At 72.4% G+C, this 16,873-nt stretch carries 14 protein-coding genes; 5 read left to right on the forward strand and 9 right to left on the reverse strand.

What is annotated here, in order from left to right; all coding sequences use genetic code 11:
* Positions 1-3: 3 nt before the first annotated feature.
* From sufU to BLT76_RS12590, 4 genes are all read left to right on the forward strand, one after another.
* Positions 4-459 (forward strand): Fe-S cluster assembly sulfur transfer protein SufU, encoded by a 456-nt coding sequence (sufU, locus tag BLT76_RS12575; protein ID WP_090856180.1) that lies wholly within the window; start codon positions 4-6, stop codon positions 457-459.
* Positions 452-832, forward strand: coding sequence for a metal-sulfur cluster assembly factor (locus BLT76_RS12580; protein WP_090856182.1), 381 nt, complete (start codon positions 452-454; stop codon positions 830-832). Before sufU ends, BLT76_RS12580 begins: the two co-directional genes overlap by 8 nt.
* A gap of 201 nt (positions 833-1,033) precedes the next feature.
* Positions 1,034-1,657, forward strand: a complete 624-nt coding sequence (locus tag BLT76_RS12585; protein WP_090856186.1) for an acVLRF1 family peptidyl-tRNA hydrolase — start codon at positions 1,034-1,036, stop codon at positions 1,655-1,657.
* 40 nt (positions 1,658-1,697) lie between these two features.
* The gene (locus BLT76_RS12590) at positions 1,698-2,597 is read left to right on the forward strand and encodes a phosphotransferase (RefSeq protein WP_090856190.1); all 900 of its coding nucleotides are present in this window, start codon (positions 1,698-1,700) and stop codon (positions 2,595-2,597) included.
* Between the two features lie 3 nt (positions 2,598-2,600).
* Here the strand turns inward: BLT76_RS12590 and BLT76_RS12595 are convergent, their stop codons facing one another.
* The 4 genes from BLT76_RS12595 to ypfJ all read right to left on the reverse strand — a co-directional run bounded on the left by BLT76_RS12595 (position 2,601) and on the right by ypfJ (position 6,750).
* Positions 2,601-3,920 (reverse strand): sensor histidine kinase, encoded by a 1,320-nt coding sequence (locus BLT76_RS12595; RefSeq protein ID WP_090856192.1) that lies wholly within the window; start codon positions 3,918-3,920, stop codon positions 2,601-2,603.
* 145 nt (positions 3,921-4,065) lie between these two features.
* Positions 4,066-5,112: a cytochrome P450 gene (locus BLT76_RS12600; protein WP_170867038.1), complete on the reverse strand. Its 1,047-nt coding sequence runs from the start codon at positions 5,110-5,112 to the stop codon at positions 4,066-4,068.
* Between the two features lie 270 nt (positions 5,113-5,382).
* Positions 5,383-5,820: a response regulator gene (locus BLT76_RS12605; protein ID WP_090856198.1), complete on the reverse strand. Its 438-nt coding sequence runs from the start codon at positions 5,818-5,820 to the stop codon at positions 5,383-5,385.
* Positions 5,821-5,862: 42 nt separating this feature from the next.
* Positions 5,863-6,750 (reverse strand): KPN_02809 family neutral zinc metallopeptidase, encoded by an 888-nt coding sequence (gene ypfJ / locus BLT76_RS12610; protein ID WP_090856201.1) that lies wholly within the window; start codon positions 6,748-6,750, stop codon positions 5,863-5,865.
* A 59-nt stretch (positions 6,751-6,809) separates the two neighbouring features.
* Here ypfJ and BLT76_RS12615 point away from each other — a divergent pair, with 59 nt between their 5' ends.
* Entirely contained in the window at positions 6,810-8,408 is a 1,599-nt protein-coding gene (locus BLT76_RS12615; protein WP_090856204.1) for an ABC-F family ATP-binding cassette domain-containing protein, read from the forward strand.
* A 68-nt stretch (positions 8,409-8,476) separates the two neighbouring features.
* On the opposite strand, the gene BLT76_RS12620 is transcribed toward BLT76_RS12615, so the two are convergent.
* The 5 genes from BLT76_RS12620 to BLT76_RS12640 all read right to left on the reverse strand — a co-directional run bounded on the left by BLT76_RS12620 (position 8,477) and on the right by BLT76_RS12640 (position 16,773).
* Positions 8,477-11,746 carry an Ig-like domain-containing protein gene (locus BLT76_RS12620; RefSeq protein ID WP_090856207.1) on the reverse strand — a complete coding sequence of 1,090 codons (3,270 nt, stop codon included), beginning with the start codon at positions 11,744-11,746 and terminating at the stop codon, positions 8,477-8,479.
* Between the two features lie 168 nt (positions 11,747-11,914).
* Entirely contained in the window at positions 11,915-13,264 is a 1,350-nt protein-coding gene (locus tag BLT76_RS12625) for a fibronectin type III domain-containing protein (protein WP_090856210.1), read from the reverse strand.
* Complete coding sequence (locus BLT76_RS12630; protein ID WP_170867039.1) at positions 13,261-14,757, reverse strand: dicarboxylate/amino acid:cation symporter; 1,497 nt, start codon at positions 14,755-14,757, stop codon at positions 13,261-13,263. Before BLT76_RS12630 ends, BLT76_RS12625 begins: the two co-directional genes overlap by 4 nt.
* A 289-nt stretch (positions 14,758-15,046) precedes the next feature.
* A complete protein-coding gene (locus tag BLT76_RS12635; RefSeq protein ID WP_090856216.1) occupies positions 15,047-16,099 on the reverse strand; it encodes an S-adenosylmethionine:tRNA ribosyltransferase-isomerase in 1,053 nt (350 codons plus the stop codon).
* Positions 16,099-16,773, reverse strand: coding sequence for an SDR family NAD(P)-dependent oxidoreductase (locus BLT76_RS12640; protein ID WP_090856219.1), 675 nt, complete (start codon positions 16,771-16,773; stop codon positions 16,099-16,101). Before BLT76_RS12640 ends, BLT76_RS12635 begins: the two co-directional genes overlap by 1 nt.
* Between the last annotated feature and the right edge of the window lie 100 nt (positions 16,774-16,873).

The following is a 16,873-nucleotide window of genomic DNA, read 5'->3' on the forward strand; positions in this document are numbered from 1 at the left end:
GCGATGACCCAGGAGCTCGACGCGCTGTACCAGGAGATCATCCTGGACCATTACAAGAACCCGCACCACCGGGGACTGCGCGACCCCTACGAGGCCGAGGTGCACCACGTGAACCCGACCTGTGGTGACGAGGTGACGCTGCGCGTGCACGTCGCCGACGGAACCGTCGCCGACGTGTCGTACGACGCCGTCGGTTGCTCGATCTCTCAGGCCTCGGCGTCGGTGCTCACCGACCTGGTGATCGGCAAGCCGGTCGCCGAGGCGATGGCCATCCACGAGTCGTTCCTGACCCTGATGCAGGGCAAGGGCACCGTGGAGCCGGACGAGGACGTGCTCGAGGACGGCATCGCCTTCGCCGGCGTCGCGAAGTTCCCGGCCCGCGTGAAGTGCGCACTACTGTCGTGGATGGCCTGGAAGGACGCCACGGCCCGATCCCTGGAGGACTCTGCACATGGCTGACACCGGATCCATCGACCACAGTGACCTCCCGGAGGTCCCCGAGGCGACCGGCGGGGGAGTCTCCACCGTCTCCGTCGACGACGTCACCGAGGCGATGAAGGACGTCGTCGACCCCGAGCTCGGCATCAACGTCGTCGACCTGGGCCTGGTCTACGGCCTGCACCTCGACGAGGGCAGCAACCTGGTGATCGACATGACGCTGACCTCGGCGGCCTGCCCGTTGACCGACGTCATCCAGGACCAGACCAACTCCGCCCTGGAGGGCCTGGTCAACGACGTCGCCATCAACTGGGTCTGGATGCCGCCGTGGGGTCCCGACAAGATCACCGACGACGGTCGCGAGCAGCTCCGCGCCCTCGGCTTCAATGTCTGAGGTGCTGCGGTGAACGAAGTGAACCGCAGCAACCCGAAGAGGTCGAGCAAGCCCCGCGACTGAGCCTGCGAAGTCGCGGTGGGTGTGTCGAGACCGGGCTCCTGTTTCCGCGAGGAGACCGAACGAGGGCCGAGTCAGCACCAGTGGTGCTGACTCGGCCCTCGTCTTCTGCTGACTCGGCGCCGCCCTAGGGTGGTCCCCGTGCCCCCCGTCCTCGTCCCAGCCGCCCGGTTCGAGCGGTGGGTCCTGAACTTCCAGGGCCGGCACGGCGCGACCGGACTCACGCTCGCCGGCGGCGCGCTGGCCGGAGCGGCCTCCGACGGCTCGACGTTCCAGGCGCGCCTCCCCTTCGCCGAGGGGTACGACGGCCTGCCGGACGCCGAGGCCTTCGCCGCGGCGGCCGTGGCGCCGGACGACTGGGGCGTGCTCCTGGTGCGCAAGGGCGGCTTCGCCGTGGCCCGGCTGGCCGGCGACCGGACCGGCGAGTCCAAGGTCGGTCAGCGGCACGTCCAGGGCCGCACCAAAGCGGGCGGGCAGAGCCAGCAGCGCTTCGCCCGCCGCCGGGACAACCAGGCGCGGCAGGCCTACGAGGCGGCCGCCGAGCACGCGGCGCGGATCCTCGCCGGGTTGCGTGGCCCACTGATCACCGGGGGAGACCGACCGGCCGTGGAGGAGGTGCTCGGCGACCCACGATTGCGCTCGCTCGAGGTGGTCGGGCCGTGGCTCGCCGTACCCGATCCGCGCCGCGCGGTGCTGGAGCAGGCGGTCGCGGACGCGTGCTCGGTCCAGGTCGAGGTCGTCAACGCCGACGCCGGATCGGCCTGACCTCCCCGTCCCCGGGGTCTCTTTCTGCCACGATGACGGCATGTGGCAGCCCGAGCCCGGCTGGCACCCGCTCCCGGGTGGCACCGGTACGTCCACCGTCGGCGTCTGGCGCACGGTGGTCGGCGACCGTCCCGTGGTCGTCAAGCGTCTCTCCGCACCCGCCGAGCACGACCCGGCGGAGCTGAGCGACCCACGACACTTCGCCTACTGGCGCCGGGGCGCCGACGTCGTCACCGCCTGCCTGGTCGACCGTACGCCGGGTCTCCGCGGCCCCGTCTCGGCGGTCGAGGAGGACTCCGAGGGCATCACCCTGACCCAGGAGTGGGTCGAGGACGCGGCGGTGACCGGGCTCTTCGCGGCGCACGGGCTCGGCCGCTTCGCGGGTGTCGAGCTCGGCGGGATCCGCTGGCTGGCGCAGGACCAGCTGCGCGACCGGATGCGCCGGGTCGAGCGCCACGGCGGCTGGCGCACGCTGGCCCGGACCACGGTGGCCGACGTCGCCGAGCATCTGTGGGGCAAGCGGTACGCGCTGCTCGACGAGCTCGACGCACTGCCCCAGGTCGCGCAGCACGGCGACCCGGTGCCGGCCAACCTGCCCGGCCGGCACGGCGACGACGTCGTCGCGATCGACTGGTCGATGCTCGGGCGCGGCCCGGTCGGCGCCGACCTCGGCTACTTCATGCTGATGGCGCGCGAGGAGTTCGAGCCGCTGCTCGACGCCTACCTGATGGGGCTCCCCGACGGAGCCGCCGCCCGGGAGGACGCCGCCCAGGGCGCGCGGGTCACCGCGGTCCTCACCGCCTTCAACCGCGCCGAATGGGCGCTGGCCCGGGTCGCCGGCGGCGAGGGAGCGCTGGCCGGCAAGTACCGTCACCCGGCCGTCGCCCCGCACCTGCGGGCGCTCCAGCGGCAGTTCCCCCAGATCGAGACGCTGTTGTAGCCGCTAGGACGACGCCAGGTCGAGCCAGAAGACCGAGCCCTCAGCGGGCGTCGACTCCACGCCCATCAGCCCGCCGTCGCGCTCCGCGAGCGAGCGCGAGAGCGACAGCCCCAACCCGGTACCGCGGACCTCCGCGCCGGCGAAGCGCACGAACGGGTCGAACACCTGGCGCTGCTGCTCGGGGGTGAGGCCCGGACCGTCGTCGCGGACGCCGATCCGCACCCGCGGGCGGCCGAACTCGTCGATCGCCCGGCTCGCCGTGACGTGCACGCTGCCGCCGGGGGAGTTGTAGGCGATGGCGTTGCCGAGCAGGTTGGTCAGGATCTGGCGGAGCGCGGACGGCGTGGTGCGGACCAGGACGCCCGGTGCCACGTCGGTGCTGACCGTGATCGCGCCGGCGCGCGCGGGCGCAGCCAGCCAGTGCCCGACGTCGGCGAGCGCTTCGGCGACATCGACCCACTGGGTCTCGGTCCCGCCCCCGAGCTCCTGCCCGGTGCCGAGCAGCTCCTCGACGACGGCGTGCAGCTGCTCGGCCGCGCGCAGCACGACGCCGGCGTCGCGGGCGACGTCGGCGGCGAACCCGGAGCCATCGGTCTCGACCCGCTCGCGGGCGTCCTCGCCGAGGAGCTCGGCGGTGCCGAGGATCGCGGCGATCGGGGTCCGGAGCTCGTGGCCGAGCGCGGCGAAGAAGTGCTCCTTGCTGCGGTGGGCGTCGTCACCGCGCCGGATCGCGTCGATGAGCGCGAGCTGGGCCAGCTCCTCGGCCATCCGGGAGGCGACGGCCGCGCTGAGCAGGCGTACGTCGGACAGGTGCGACTCCGGCCAGGGACCGGCCTCCTCGCGGGCCATCGCCACGCTCCCGTAGAGCACGCCGTGGTGGGAGATCGACTGGCTCACGACCGCGCGGACCCCGCAGCCGGTCAGCTCGCGCCGGTCCTGGGCCGCTTCCTCGGGCAGGCGCTCGACGTCGACGACGGCGATCACGCTGGAGCGGGCGCGCGGCGAGAGCCAGGGCATGGTGAGCGCCTGCTCGGGGCCACCGCCCTCCTGGGGCGCGACGGAGCAGTGGGCCCCGGGCCGGCGCCACTCGCGCAGCCAGGCGCGCTCGCCGAGCGGGATCCACTGCTCGGTGTCCGCGGGGCGCAGCAGGACCAGCGTGGTCGCGACCAGGTCGACGCCGTCGAGGCCGGAGAGCAGGCCGCCGACCTGCTCGATGGCGGCCGTCATGGTGCCGTGTCCGGCCAGGATCTCCGTCGCCAGGGCGAGCGCCTCGGGGGAGGCCGCCATCTGCGTCGGGATCGACTGCATCGCGTCGCTCTCCACAGGCGACAGCCTAGTGTCGCGCGTCGGAAGTTGTGGCCCGGTTGGCGTGCTCGGAGCGGGTGGCGCGCCAGGCGTACGACGTGCCGTCACGCCGGGCCGTCCGGCTGCCGTCGGCAACGCGGCGCGGGGCGCGCGACGCACGCCGCTAGGAGCCCGGGGGATGCGCGTGCGCCGAGACCACCACGGCGGACGGTCGCGGGGAGAGCCCGCGGTCGGTGTCGACCTGCAGCGGCGCGGTGGCTTCGAGGTCGGTCGTCGTCGCCCAGGAGGTCAGCAGGGTCAGCTGGGCCAGGCCGAGACTGCGTCCCGGACAGGCGTGGGGACCGGCGCCGAAGGCCAGCCACGCACCGGGACGGACGTCGGACCCGGTCCAGCGATCCGGGTCCAGCCGGTCCAGTGAGGACCGGCCCCGGTCTGGACCGGGGACCAGTCGGGGGAGGCGTCCGAGCGCGACCGGGCTGACGACCACCGGCGTGTACGGCGGCAGCCGGGTGCCGTCGACCTCCACCTCGGAGGCGGTGATCCGGGCGAGCAGCCAGGTGGGCGGGTAGAGCCGGAGCACCTCCCACACGAAGGGCAGCACCAGCCCCGGTTCGGCGCGGAGCCGGTCCTGGAGATCGGGGTCGGCGGCCAGCAGGGTGAGGCACCACGAGCCGGCCGCGATCGGCACCTGGACGCCGGCGGCCAGGGCGGTCGCGACGGCTGCGGGCCCCGGGACGCCGGCCGCGCGCAGGCCGGCGAGCAGGGCGCGCCAGGACCGCTGCTCGGTCCGCCGCACGCGGCTCCAGCGGCCGGGCGGGCGCTGGGCCGAGATCACCGGACCGAGGGCGTCGACCCAGGCGACCACCAGGTCGGCGATGCCGTCGCGGCGTACGGGATCGAGGTCGGGCAGCAGGGCGGCCGTCGTCGACCGTCCCACCGGCTCGCGCAGGAGCACCAGGGTGTCGACCTCGGTCGACTCGGGCCCGAGACCGGCAGCGGCCCGGGCCAGCTCACGGGCGAAGACCTCGCGCCCCAGGGCGACCGCGTCGGCCGGCAGGGGAGTCGTGTCCTTGGGCACCGATCGGCCGTGGCGGCGGACGGCCCGACGGCTGACGTCGAAGGGCAGCACGAAGCGATCGGGGTCGGTGAGGACCGTGCGCGCACCGTCGAAGGAGGGGACCAGGACCGGGCCGCCGGGAGCCAGGCGCACGGGCTCGGACGTTCCGGCCGCACGTACGACGGCGCCGAGGACCCCGTCGGGGTCCTCGGCGCCGTGTGGTCCAGCGGTCGTGCTCAGATGCCCGGCTTGCGCCAGGTGTAGATGGCGCGCAGGCTGCGGCCGGCCTGGGCGATCGCACGGCGCTGGCGGAAGTTCTTGATCATGTCGTGTCCCTTTCGTACTGCTCCCACATCGAAGTCCCCACTTCGTGGGTCAATCTACCCGGTCGGTCCCGGGTCATGCGCCCGAAATCCGGACGGCTCAGGCGGGCCCGTAGATCGCCTTGATCACGTCGGCGATCTCCTGGCTGCGGAAGGGCTTCGGGAGCACGTGGGTGACCCCGAGCTCGTTGAGCACCGGGCGCTCGGCGTGGGCCGAGGCGCTGATGACGACGATCGAGAGACCGTCTGAGCGGTCGGGGTGCGAGCGCAGCCAGCGGACGACGTCCTGGCCGGACAGCTTGGGCATCGAGAGGTCGAGGAAGAGCAGGTCGAAGCGCCGGGCCGCGAGGGCGTCGACCGCCTGCTGGCCGTCCTCGGCCTCCTCGATCTCGCTGTACCCGAGCTTCTGCAGCATCCGGACGGCGAGCATGCGGACGGGTTCGAAGTCGTCGGCGACCAGCACCCGGAGCGGTCCCGGCGTGCCCTCACCTCCGGCCCCGGCGGGGCGGGGTGTGTCGGGTCGCTGGCCGGAAGTCATGGGTAGACGCTATCGCCCCTCGGGACCTGTCTTAATCAGGTCTCACCCGTTCGGGGCGTCGAAGGTGTCGCAGCCCTGCACCGTGCCCCCGTCCCAGCCGGTGCGGAACCACGTCGCCCGGGCCTTCGCGGAGCCGTGCGTCCAGGTCTCCTCGGTCACCTGGCCCTGCGTCCGTTCCTGGATCCGGTCATCGCCGATGGCGGACGCCGCAGCCAGGGCCAGGTCGATGTCCTCCTCCGTCAGGTCGGTGATCAGCACCAGTCCGTCCCGGTCCTCGGTGCTGGTGGCGTAGCGGGCCCACAGGCCGGCGTAGCAGTCCGCCTGCAGCTCCAGCCGTACGGCGTCGCTCTGGGCACCCTGCTGGGTCCGCACCCGTCCCATCGTGCCGAGCAGGTGCTGGATGTGGTGGCCGTACTCGTGGGCGAGCACGTAGGACTCCACGAAACCACCGTCCGGCCCGCCCAGCTGCCGCTCCAGGACCTCGTCGAAGAAGGAGGTGTCGAGGTAGATCCGCTCGTCGCCCGGGCAGTAGAACGGTCCGACCGCGGACGATGCGGCGCCGCAGCCGGTCTGGACGTTCCCGGTGAAGGTCACCAGCCGGTCGACCGGCCGGAAGTCCGCACCCAGCTCGCCGGACCAGTAGTCGTCGAGGGAGTTCGCCACTCCGACCCGGAAGCAGTCGGCGCTCTCGTTGGCGTCGGCCCCGGTCTCGCAGCCGGCGTACCGCTCGCTGCCGTCGACGGCGTCGTCGGTGCCGCCGCCCCCTCCGAGGACCTGGATCGCGACGTAGACGAGGACCAGGACGAGCACGCCGCCGATGCCGCCGCCGACGGGGAGGCCGCCCGGGATGCCCGCCCGCGAGCCGCCGCCACCGCGACCTGCGTCACTCACCCGGCCCGTGTCCAGCCTGGCCTTGGGGTTGAACCGCATCTCGCCGCCTCCTCGGATTCGCTGGTCGACCCGTACCCAGACCTAGGATGGGTGTCCTCATGATCACCGCCTCCCAGCTGGAAGTCCGCGCCGGCGCGCGTCTCCTCATGGAGAACGTCAGCTTCCGGGTGGCCGCCGGCGACAAGGTCGGCCTCGTCGGTCGCAACGGCGCCGGCAAGACCACCCTGACCAAGATCCTCGCCGGAGAGGCGCTGCCCGCCAGCGGCAAGGTGACCAGCTCGGGCGACGTCGGCTACCTGCCGCAGGACCCGCGCATCGGCGACCCCGAGGTCATCGCGCGCGACCGGATCCTCTCGGCCCGCGGGCTCGACGACGTCGTACGACGACTGCGGCAGGCCGAGCTCGACATGGGCAGTGACGACCCGGCGAAGCGCGACAAGGCGATGCGCCGCTACGCGCGGGCCGACGACGAGATGCACGCCGGCGGTGGCTACGCCGCCGAGTCGGAGGCCGCCACGATCGCGGCCAGCCTCGGCATCGAGGACCGGATCCTCTCCCAGCCGCTGAAGACGCTCTCGGGCGGCCAGCGGCGCCGCGTGGAGCTGGCCCGCATCCTCTTCTCGGGCGCCGAGATCCTGATCCTCGACGAGCCGACCAACCACCTCGACGCCGACTCGATCGTCTGGCTGCGCGACTTCCTGAAGGCCCACAAGGGTGGGTTCATCGTCATCAGCCACGACAACGCGCTGCTCGAGGAGACCGTCAACAAGGTCATGCACCTCGACGCCAACCGCTGCGTCATGGACGTCTACAACATGGGCTGGAAGCACTACCTCACCCAGCGCGAGACCGACGAGAAGCGTCGCAAGCGCGAGCGGGCCAACACGGAGAGCAAGGCGAAGACGCTCACCGACCAGGCCAACAAGATGCGCGCCAAGGCGTCCAAGGCCGTGGCGGCCCAGTCGATGCTGAAGCGCGCCGAGAAGATGATGGCCGGGCTCGAGGGCGAGCGCGCCGCCGACAAGGTGGCCCGGATCAAGTTCCCCGCCCCCGCGGCGTGCGGCAAGACGCCGCTCACCGGCGAGGAGCTGTCCAAGTCGTACGGCTCGCTCGAGGTGTTCACCGACGTCGACCTGGCGATCGACAAGGGCTCCCGCGTGGTCATCCTCGGCCTCAACGGCGCGGGCAAGACCACGATGCTGCGGATCCTGGCCGGAGTCGACCAGGCCGACACCGGACGCGTGGTGCCCGGGCACGGCCTGAAGATCGGCTACTACGCCCAGGAGCACGAGACCCTCGACACCGACCGCACGGTCCTGCAGAACATGCAGGGCGCGGCGCCACAGCTCACCGACACCGAGGCCCGCAGCGTGCTGGGCTCGTTCCTGTTCTCCGGCGACGACGCCAACAAGTCGGCCGCGGTCCTCTCCGGCGGCGAGAAGACCCGGTTGGCTCTGGCCTCGCTGGTGGTCTCGAGCGCCAACGTGCTGCTGCTCGACGAGCCCACCAACAACCTCGACCCCGCCTCCCGCGAGGAGGTGCTGGCCGCGATCCGCACCTACGAGGGCGCGATCATCCTGGTCACCCACGACGAGGGCGCCGTACGCGCACTGGAGCCCGACCGGGTGCTGCTGCTCCCGGACGGCGACGAGGACCTCTGGAACGAGGACTACGCCGACCTGGTGTCGCTGGCCTGAGCCGCACCGGCTCCTGACATGCCGACGTGGCCGCCCCGGGCGAACCCGGAGCGGCCACGCCGTACGGACTACCTCTTGACGGTGAGCCTGACGGCCTTCGCCCTGACCGCCGCGTAGGTGGTGCTGCCGAGGTAGGTGACCTGGACGGTCCACTTCCCCTTGGCCAGCTTCGGCAGCTTCACCGTCGCCGTGCCGCGCGTGCCGAGCCGGGCGTTCACGGTCTTGGTCGTCCGGCCGCTCTTCAGCACCAGCTTGACCTTGCCGCCGGCCTTGGCGAGGCCGGCGGCGGTGCCGACGGTCACGGTCGCGGAGCCGGCCCTGGAGGACCGGAGGGTGCCCGTGACCTTGAAGGTCGGCGCCTTGGTCGTGCCCTTGGTGACCGTGAAGCTGCCGGCCCCGGTGGAGGCCAGGTAGTTCGCGTCGCCGACGTACTCGACCTTCAGCACGTGCTTCTTGACCGTCGCGGTCTTCGGCAGCGCGATCGTGGCCCGGCCGCCGGCGAGGGTCGCCGTACCGAGCACGGAGGCGCCCTCCAGGACCCGCACGGTCCCGGTCGGCACGATGCCGGCGGTGCCGGGCACCGTGACGGCGACCGAGCCCGCCTTGCCGTAGGCCTGGTTCGTCGCCGTCGATGCGGGCGACGCCGTGCCCTTGGCCACCGCGAGGGAGTAGGCCGTCGAGGCCGAGGCGAGGTACGACGCGTTGCCCGCGTAGCTCGCGGTGAGCGCGTACGCCCCGGCGGGGGTCGAGGCCGGCACCGTGAACTGGGCGACGCCGGAGGCGAGCTGGGCCGTGCGGTTGCCGCCCGGCAGGCCGGACAGCGTCACCGGACCGGTCGCGCCGGGCACGGTCGCGGTGACGGTGCCGCCGGCACCGAGCGCCAGCGACGCCGGGCCGGCCACGGTGGTGGTCGTGGCCGCCTTGGCGACACTCAGCGACCGCGGGGCCGACTCCGAGGAGCCGAACTGGCTGTCGCCGAGGTACTGGGCGTGCACCTGGTAGGCGCCCACCGGCAGTCCGGCCGGCAGGGTGAAGGACGCCGTACCGCTGGAGATGGTGGCGTCGATCGCGTCCGGCAGGCCGAGCAGCCGGACGGTCCCGGTCGCTCCGGTGGTCACCGTGGCGGTGTAGGTGCCGCCGGCGCCGTACGTCGTCGACTCCGGGCCGGTGAGGGTGGTGGTCGACGGGTTGGCGACCACCTGGAACGCCTGGGTGGCGCTCTCGCTGGCCGCGTTGTCGTCGTTGCCGGCGTAGACCGCCTTGACCTGGTAGGTGCCGGAGGGCACCGTGCCGGGGACCGTCAGCGTGGCCGAGCCGGCGTTGATGGTCCCGGTGATGGCGGCACCCGGCAGGCCCGTGAGGGTCACCGACCCGGTCGCCGTCGCGGGCGTCAGGGTCGCCGTGAACTGCGTCGACTGACCGGCCGCGGCCGAGGCCGCGCCCGCCAGCGTCGTCGTGGTGGGCGCCACCGCGAACGACACCTGCTGGGTCGAGGGCTGGATCAGCTCGCCGCGGCCGAGGTACTGCACCGAGTAGGACTGCGGACCCGGCGTGTTCTGCGCCGGCAGGGTGAACGACGTCGTACCGGCGCGGGTGACCCGCTTGCGCTCGATCTCGGTGGTGCCGTTCAGGAGACGCACCCAGCCGCGGGGCTTGGCGATCAGGGTGCCCGGCGTGGCGGAGCCGGTCCCCTGAGAGGAGGAGTACGGCGCGTAGCCCGCGGCGTCGAGCGACACCTGCAGCGTCGGCGTCGCGCCCTTGTCGACCGAGGGGCCGATGCCTGCGACGGTGGTCGTGCTCGGCAGGTCCGTGGTGAAGCCGCGGAAGACCTGCTCGATGTCGTCGATGGCCTCCTTGGCGAAGGCCCGCTGGTTGGCCAGCCCGTTGTTGGCCTGGCCCGCGGTGACGTTGATGCTGCCCCGGCCGGTGTGGTCGGTCGACGGGAGCTCGCGGTTCTTGACGAACCACCACTCGGTCATGTGCTCGGTGTTGCCGCCGTCGTCGTTCTGGCGCAGCGCCTGGTCGACCACCGGCGCCGGGGCGCCGGCCGCGTCCTTGTGGTCCTTGTTGTAGGTCAGGAAGTGACCGACCTGGATCCGGACCGCGTTCTCGACCGGCTTCGTGACGTCGCCGTCGGGGTGGTAGTAGTTCGGGCTCTGCCCGACCTGGTCGACCTTGCCGTACTGCGCGATCGCGTTGGACAGGTAGGTGTTGATCGTCTGGCCGTAGAGGTGGCTCGGGTAGAGCAGGCGGGTCGCGTCACCGGTGCCGGTGGTGATGGTGGTCCCCGAGCTCCGGCTGTGGTCGTAGTTGGTGCCGCCGTTGGACGTCGAGAACAGGGAGTAGTCGAAGTTGTAGACCTTCTTCACCCCGTTCTCCTGGGCCAGCCGGTTCACCTCCTTGATGATCGCCCGGGTGTTGTGGCACCAGGTGCCGCCGAAGAGGAACGGGATGTCGCCCGGCTTCTTCAGCAGCGCGATCCACTCGGGGTAGGTGATCGGCTGGATCCGCCACCCGTCGACGTTGTCGGCGTCGGTGATGATCTCGGTGCCGCCGTACCGACCGGGCTCCGCGCCCTCGTTGTAGCCGGCGGCGTGGCGCCGGTTGCCCTCGTCCTTCCAGTAGGTGAAGGCCGAGTTCACGGCGTACTGGCCGGCGGGGACGTCGTCGAGCACGCCGCGGACCTGGTCACGGAACGCCGTCACCTCGGCCGGGGTGTCCAGGTCGGCCGCGGTCTTGCGGTCGGCGAGCGAGGACACGATGTGGTCGGCCGTCGGCGTCCCACCGACGTCGACGGTGCGGTCCTTGTTGTGGACGAAGAGGTACGGCGCGTCGACCACGCCCGCCTCGTTGCGCACGAACTGCGGGGTGGTGTCCTGGTTGAGGTAGCTGGTCGAGAGGGCGGCGGTGTTGGCACCCGTGCCTTCCGCCTTCCAGTACGCCAGGCCGTTGCCGCCGACGACCGACTCGAGGTCGGCCCAGTTCCAGAGGTTCCACTTGCCGCCGTCGATCTTCGGCGTGAAGTTGTAGATCTTCGAGATGCCGAGGTCCTTGGCCACGTCGTTGATGTGGCCGATGGTCGCCTGGGTGTTGGCGTCCGCCGGGTCGCCGATCAGGAAGGCGAAGTTGCCGGGCTTGTCCCTGAGGATGTACTTGAATCGCTCGAGGGTGACGGTCTCGAAGACGCTGTTCGCACCCAGGTCGGTGTAGGCGTCGTCGAAGTAGTCGAAGTCGATGCCGTGGGTCGCGGCCGGGGCGGCCGCGTGGGCGGCGCTCAGGGCGCCGAGCGGGGAGAGCGGCGCGAGGGCCACCGCTGCGGCGACCGCGGCGGCCTTCACAGCGGTACGGCCCCGGCGGGTTCTACGGATGGCGTTCACAGGCGTTCTTCACTTTCTGCTGCCACACTGGGCAGGCCGAGTGCCTTTCAGGAGTCGTCTCGGTGGGCTGGATTGCCGGGCGCGTGCGAAGGGTCGGGCAATCCAGCCACTCGTCGTCGCGCGCGTGCCTCAGACCACCTCCGCGCTGCGGCCCGCGACGGCGGGGACGGTCGGTGCGAGCTGGGCGCCACGAGCGTGCTGCGAGCGGCGCCGGCGACGCGCGCGCAGCGGGTGCCATGCGAGGGCGAGGACGCCGAGCGCGGCCAGCGCGCCGAGGATGGCCACGCCGGTGTTCGGCGGCACGCTCGCGGCCGGGACGGTGGCCACGTCCTCGGCAGCCTCGGTCTCGGCGTCCGTGTCGGCCTCGGTGGTGGCGGCGACGAGCTGGACCGGGGTGCTGGTGACCTCGGCGCCGTCGTACAGGACGACGAGGTGGTGCTCGCCCGGCTCGATGTCGACGGGCACCGTCACCGTGGTGGAGAACCCGCCGTCGGCGTCGGTCGCGACGGTGGCCAGCTGGACCGGCGTCGAGTGCAGCTCGAGGACCAGCTCGGGCACGCTGGCGGCGTAGCCGGTCCCGGTGACCGTGACCTCGGCGCCCGGCTGGAGCTCGCCGTCCACGGTGACCTCACCCTTGACCTGGTCGATGGGGGCGCCCACGGTCGCGATGTCGGACGGCGGCGACGACGGCGACTCGCCGGCCGTGTTCACGGCTCGGACGGCCGCGCGGTAGTTGCCGTCGGCGAGCCCGGTGAACGTGTGCGAGGTGGTGGCGGCGTCGGTCACGACGGCCTCGGCCACGTTGCTGAAGCGCAGGCTGTAGCCGGTCACGCCCTCGAGCTCCGCGTCGGCCGAGGCCGTCCAGGTGACGGTGACGCTGTCGCCGTCCACCGCGACGGTCGGGGCGGCCGGCGCGGTGGGCGCACCCGCCGCGACCTCCTCGTTCTCGTCGATGCCGAGGTCGTCGGTGGTCGAGGGCGTCGTCGCGCCCGCGGTCGGGGTCGCCGTGGCGCCGCTGGCCGGCTTCGTCGGGCTGGCCGACGGCTTGGTGGTCGATCCCTTGGTCGGCTTCTTGGTGGGGCTGGCCGAGGGCTTGGTCGTCGGCTTCGTCGTCGGACCGGACGATGGTGATGGTGAGGTCGTCGGCTCCGAGCCGTAGTAGACGATGTAGTCCTTGTACTCGTCCTTCGGCTGCCAGATGCCGTTCTTGTTCGGGAAGCGGATCCAGGCCTTGCCGTTCGTCTCCCCGGTCTCGCAGCCGATGATGGGGGAGCAGACGACGATCTCGGGGTGCGAGAGCGCGGCCCCGTTGTCGTCCTGCAGGCAGAGCTGGTCGTCGCCGCCGTCGATCCAGTCCAGACCCGCCGCGTCGGCACGGAAGGTCATGCCCTGGACGGTCAGCAGCAGGATGGGGATCAGGAGCAAGGGCGCCAGCCACCAGGGGCGGCGGCGCACGAGCTCGGCGATCTGGGCGGTCATCGGGCCTCCACGGGGTTCTTGAGGTTGGGTCGGTCGTTGATGTCGCAGGCACCGAGCAGGCCTGGCGGGAACGAGGGGGTGTCGAGCAGCGCCGCCGTCGTCAGCGGCGGTTCGGGCACGGGCGTCGGCGGTGGCTCCGGGGCGGTCGCGGTGGCGGCGCCGGGCCGATCGTCGTCGTCGAGGTCGGGGGCCGCGAACACCGCGTCGTCGAGGCGTCCCTCGCGCCGGGCCACGAGCGTCGCCGCGACCGCGGCCGCCGTGACGTTGTTCAGGGTCCGGGCCATGTCGACGATGGCGCTGATCGGGAGCGTGAGGATGATGACCTCGAGCGGCAGCCCGGCGGCCGCGAACACCGTCGTCGCCGTCACGGTGGCCGTGCCGGGCACGCCGGCCGTGCCGAGCGAGACGACGAGGGCCAGGAAGACCAGGACGGCGTAGTCGGCCAGGCCGTACGACAGCCCGAGCCCGTTGACCGCGTAGACGGCCAGCAGGACCGGCCAGACACCGGCGCAGCCGGGCATCCCGATCGTGGTCCCGAGCGGCGCGGTGAAGCCCGCGATGTCGGCCGGCACCCCGACCCGGCGGGTCAGCAGCCCGGTGGTGACCGGCAGCGTGCCGGCGCTGCTCTGGGTGGTGAACGCGGTCAGCTGGGCCGGGAAGATCTTGCGGAAGAACACGAACGGGTTCACGTCGGCCCAGACCCGCAGCACCACGGCGTTCACGACGTAGGCGTGCGCGAAGCAGGCGAGGTAGCCGACCACCAGCAGGGCCAGCAGCGGCTTCAGGGCGTCCGCCGTCAGCGACGTCGTGGCGGCGGCGCCCGCGGTCAGGGCGAGCACGGCGTACGGCGTCAGCTTGATGATGAAGCCGACGACCTTGAACACCAGCTCGCGGGAGCCGTCGATGACCCCCTTGATGGGTGCCATGGACTCCGGCTTGCTCTCGGCGATCATGGAGTAGGCGACCGCCACCGCGACCGAGACCATGATGATCGGGATGATCTTGTCCTCGGCGATGTCGGAGACGATGTTGGAGGGGAAGAAGCCCAGGAACACCTCCGCGAAGGACTCCTTGAACTCGTCGAGCGTGCCGGTCGGGACTCCCTGCGTTGCGAGGTCCGCGCCGTTGCCGACGCCGAGCTGCAGCGAGAGGCCGAGGGTGAGCAGGATGGCGATCAGGTTCAGGGCGAGCAGCCAGAACACCGACGAGCCGCCGATCCGCTTGAGCTGTGACGTCGAGCCGAGCGAGGTGATGCTCGACAGGATCGAGACGATCACCAGCGGCGCGACGATCGTCATCAGCAGCTTGACGTAGACCTGTCCCAGCGGCTCGACGTAGTCGAGGTGGTCGCGGAACACGTAGCCCACGCCGACCCCGAGGAACAGGCCGATGAACGTGAGCACGCTGAAGTTGAGGTGTCGACGCGACAGTGCGGCTATACCGGCGAACAGGCCGAGTGTCACGGCCAGTGCGGCCAGGGCCCAGGTATCCACGCTTGTTCTTCCTCCATCGGTGCGGGGCGATCGTTCTGCGAATCCGGGGCCACACTGACCAGGAGTTCTTAAGTCGATCAACTTTGTGGAGTTTTATCACGGAATGTGGGGCCGTTGCGGCCATCCGGTCGAAACGAGATGGCAACGCGCAGGCAATCGCCGGGCCGGATTCCGCGCCACGCCTGGGCTGGCGGGCCGTCGACTTCTAAGGAGTGCTCTCGGGGGCGGACTAGACCGGCCGCGTGTCGCCGGCGTTCCGGCCGTGGTCGCCGACGCGCTGAGGGGTCGCTCAGGGCAGGAGGAGGGCGGCGTCGCCGAACTCGTGCCAGAGGTAGCCGCCGGCCACCGCGGCGTCGTACGACGTCTGGGTGAGATCGGCTCCCGCGACCGCCTCCACCAGCAGCAGGTGCGAGGCGGCCGGGTCGTGCCAGCCGGTGACCAGGCCGGTGACGACCCGGGGCGGGTCCGCCGGGGTGACGACCCGCTCGGTCCAGCCGCGGGCGGCGGCCAGCCGCCCGCGGCCGTCCACGGCCGACTCGAGAGCACGGGTGACGGTGGTTCCGACCGCCACCACCCGACCGCCGCCGGCGCGCGCCGCCTCGACGAGCCGGGCCGTCGCGGCGCTCACCTCGAACCGTTCCGGCTGCGGGGCCTCGCCCGCCTCCTGCGACGAGACGCCGGTGTGCAGCGTGATCGGCGTGACCGCGATGCCTCGGGAGACCAGCTCGGTCACCAGGGCGGGGGTGAACGGGCGTCCGGCCGAGGGCATCTCGGCGCTGCCGGGCTCGGTGGCGAAGACGGTCTGGTAGGCCGCGAGCGGGTAGGCCCGGTCGAGGTAGCCGTAGGAGATCGGCCGGCCGTGGCGGGACGCGTGGCAGGCCAGGTCGCCCTCGACGCTCGCGCGCCAGAGCCGGTCGCCCCGGCCGGTCGGCGACGACCCGTCCCGGGGGTACGGCGCCCGCAGGCGCAGGCGCACCGGTCCCGCTCGCAGCTCCTCGCCCGGCGCGGCGTCCAGGACGGCGCGGGCGGCGTCCGGCGCGCTGCGGACCTCGACCACCCAGTCGCCGTCGTCGAGGGGCGTCGCGAGGTGCACGACGACCGGCCCGTGGCGCGAGGAGACCGCGTCCAGCTGCCCGGCGACGGTCGCGGAGTTGTTGACCACCACGACGTCCCCGGGGCTCAGGTGCCGCGCCAGCTCGCGGAAGCGGGTGTGCCGCACGCCGTCCGGTCCGGCGACCAGCAGACGAGTGGCGTCGCGGGTCAGGCCGCGCTCCTCGGCCGGGGCGGGGGCGAACGCGGCCGGCGCGAAGGTGGTGGACGGGTGCTCCTCCAGCATCCGCATCAGGCCACCGCCAGCCGATCGGCCAGCCGGTAGCGGCCCGCGGGAGGCCGGTCCCGGACCAGGCCCACCAGAGCGGGTACGACGGTCTCGGGCAGCGGCCGGTCCGAGATGTCCTCGCCCGGGAAGGCCGCCTGGTGCATCTCGGTGCGCAGGTCGCCGGGGTCGACGGCGTACGCCGCGAGGCCCTCCTCGGCGGCCAGGGTCAGGGTCAGGTGCTCGAGCGCGGCCTTGCTCGCGGCGTACGGGCCCCAGGTCTCGTAGTGCTCGACCGCGGCGTCGGACGACACCGAGACCAGCGCGCCGCCGCTCGTGGTCAGGGCGGGGAGCAGGAGCCGGGTCAGGGCGTGCGGGGCTGCGGTGTTGACCTCCCACACGGCGCGCAGGTGCGCGTCGTCGACGTCGCGGAGCGGCCGCAGCGGGAGCGGTCCGAGGGTGCTCGCGTTGTGGACCAGCAGGTCGAGTCGGCCGAGCCGCTCGACCTCACGGGCCAGAGCGTGGCGGTGGTCCTCGTCGGCGACGTCGCCGACGAGGGCGTGCACGCCGGGCCGGCCGGCGGCGCGGAGCCGGTCGACGCGGCGTCCGTCGGTGAGCACCGTCCAGCCGGTGTCGGCGAGGGTGTGCGTGAGGGCGCGGCCGAGCCCGGCCGATCCTCCGGTCACGAGGGCGACGGGCATCCCGTCCTCCTTCGGTCGTGGGTCCCGCCGGATCTCGGCGGGTCCGCACCAGTCTTGAACTTGAAGTTAAGTTGAGGGCAAGAGACGCCAACGGGTGGCT

Source organism: Nocardioides lianchengensis (assembly GCF_900101465.1).
GTDB lineage: Bacteria > Actinomycetota > Actinomycetes > Propionibacteriales > Nocardioidaceae > Nocardioides > Nocardioides lianchengensis.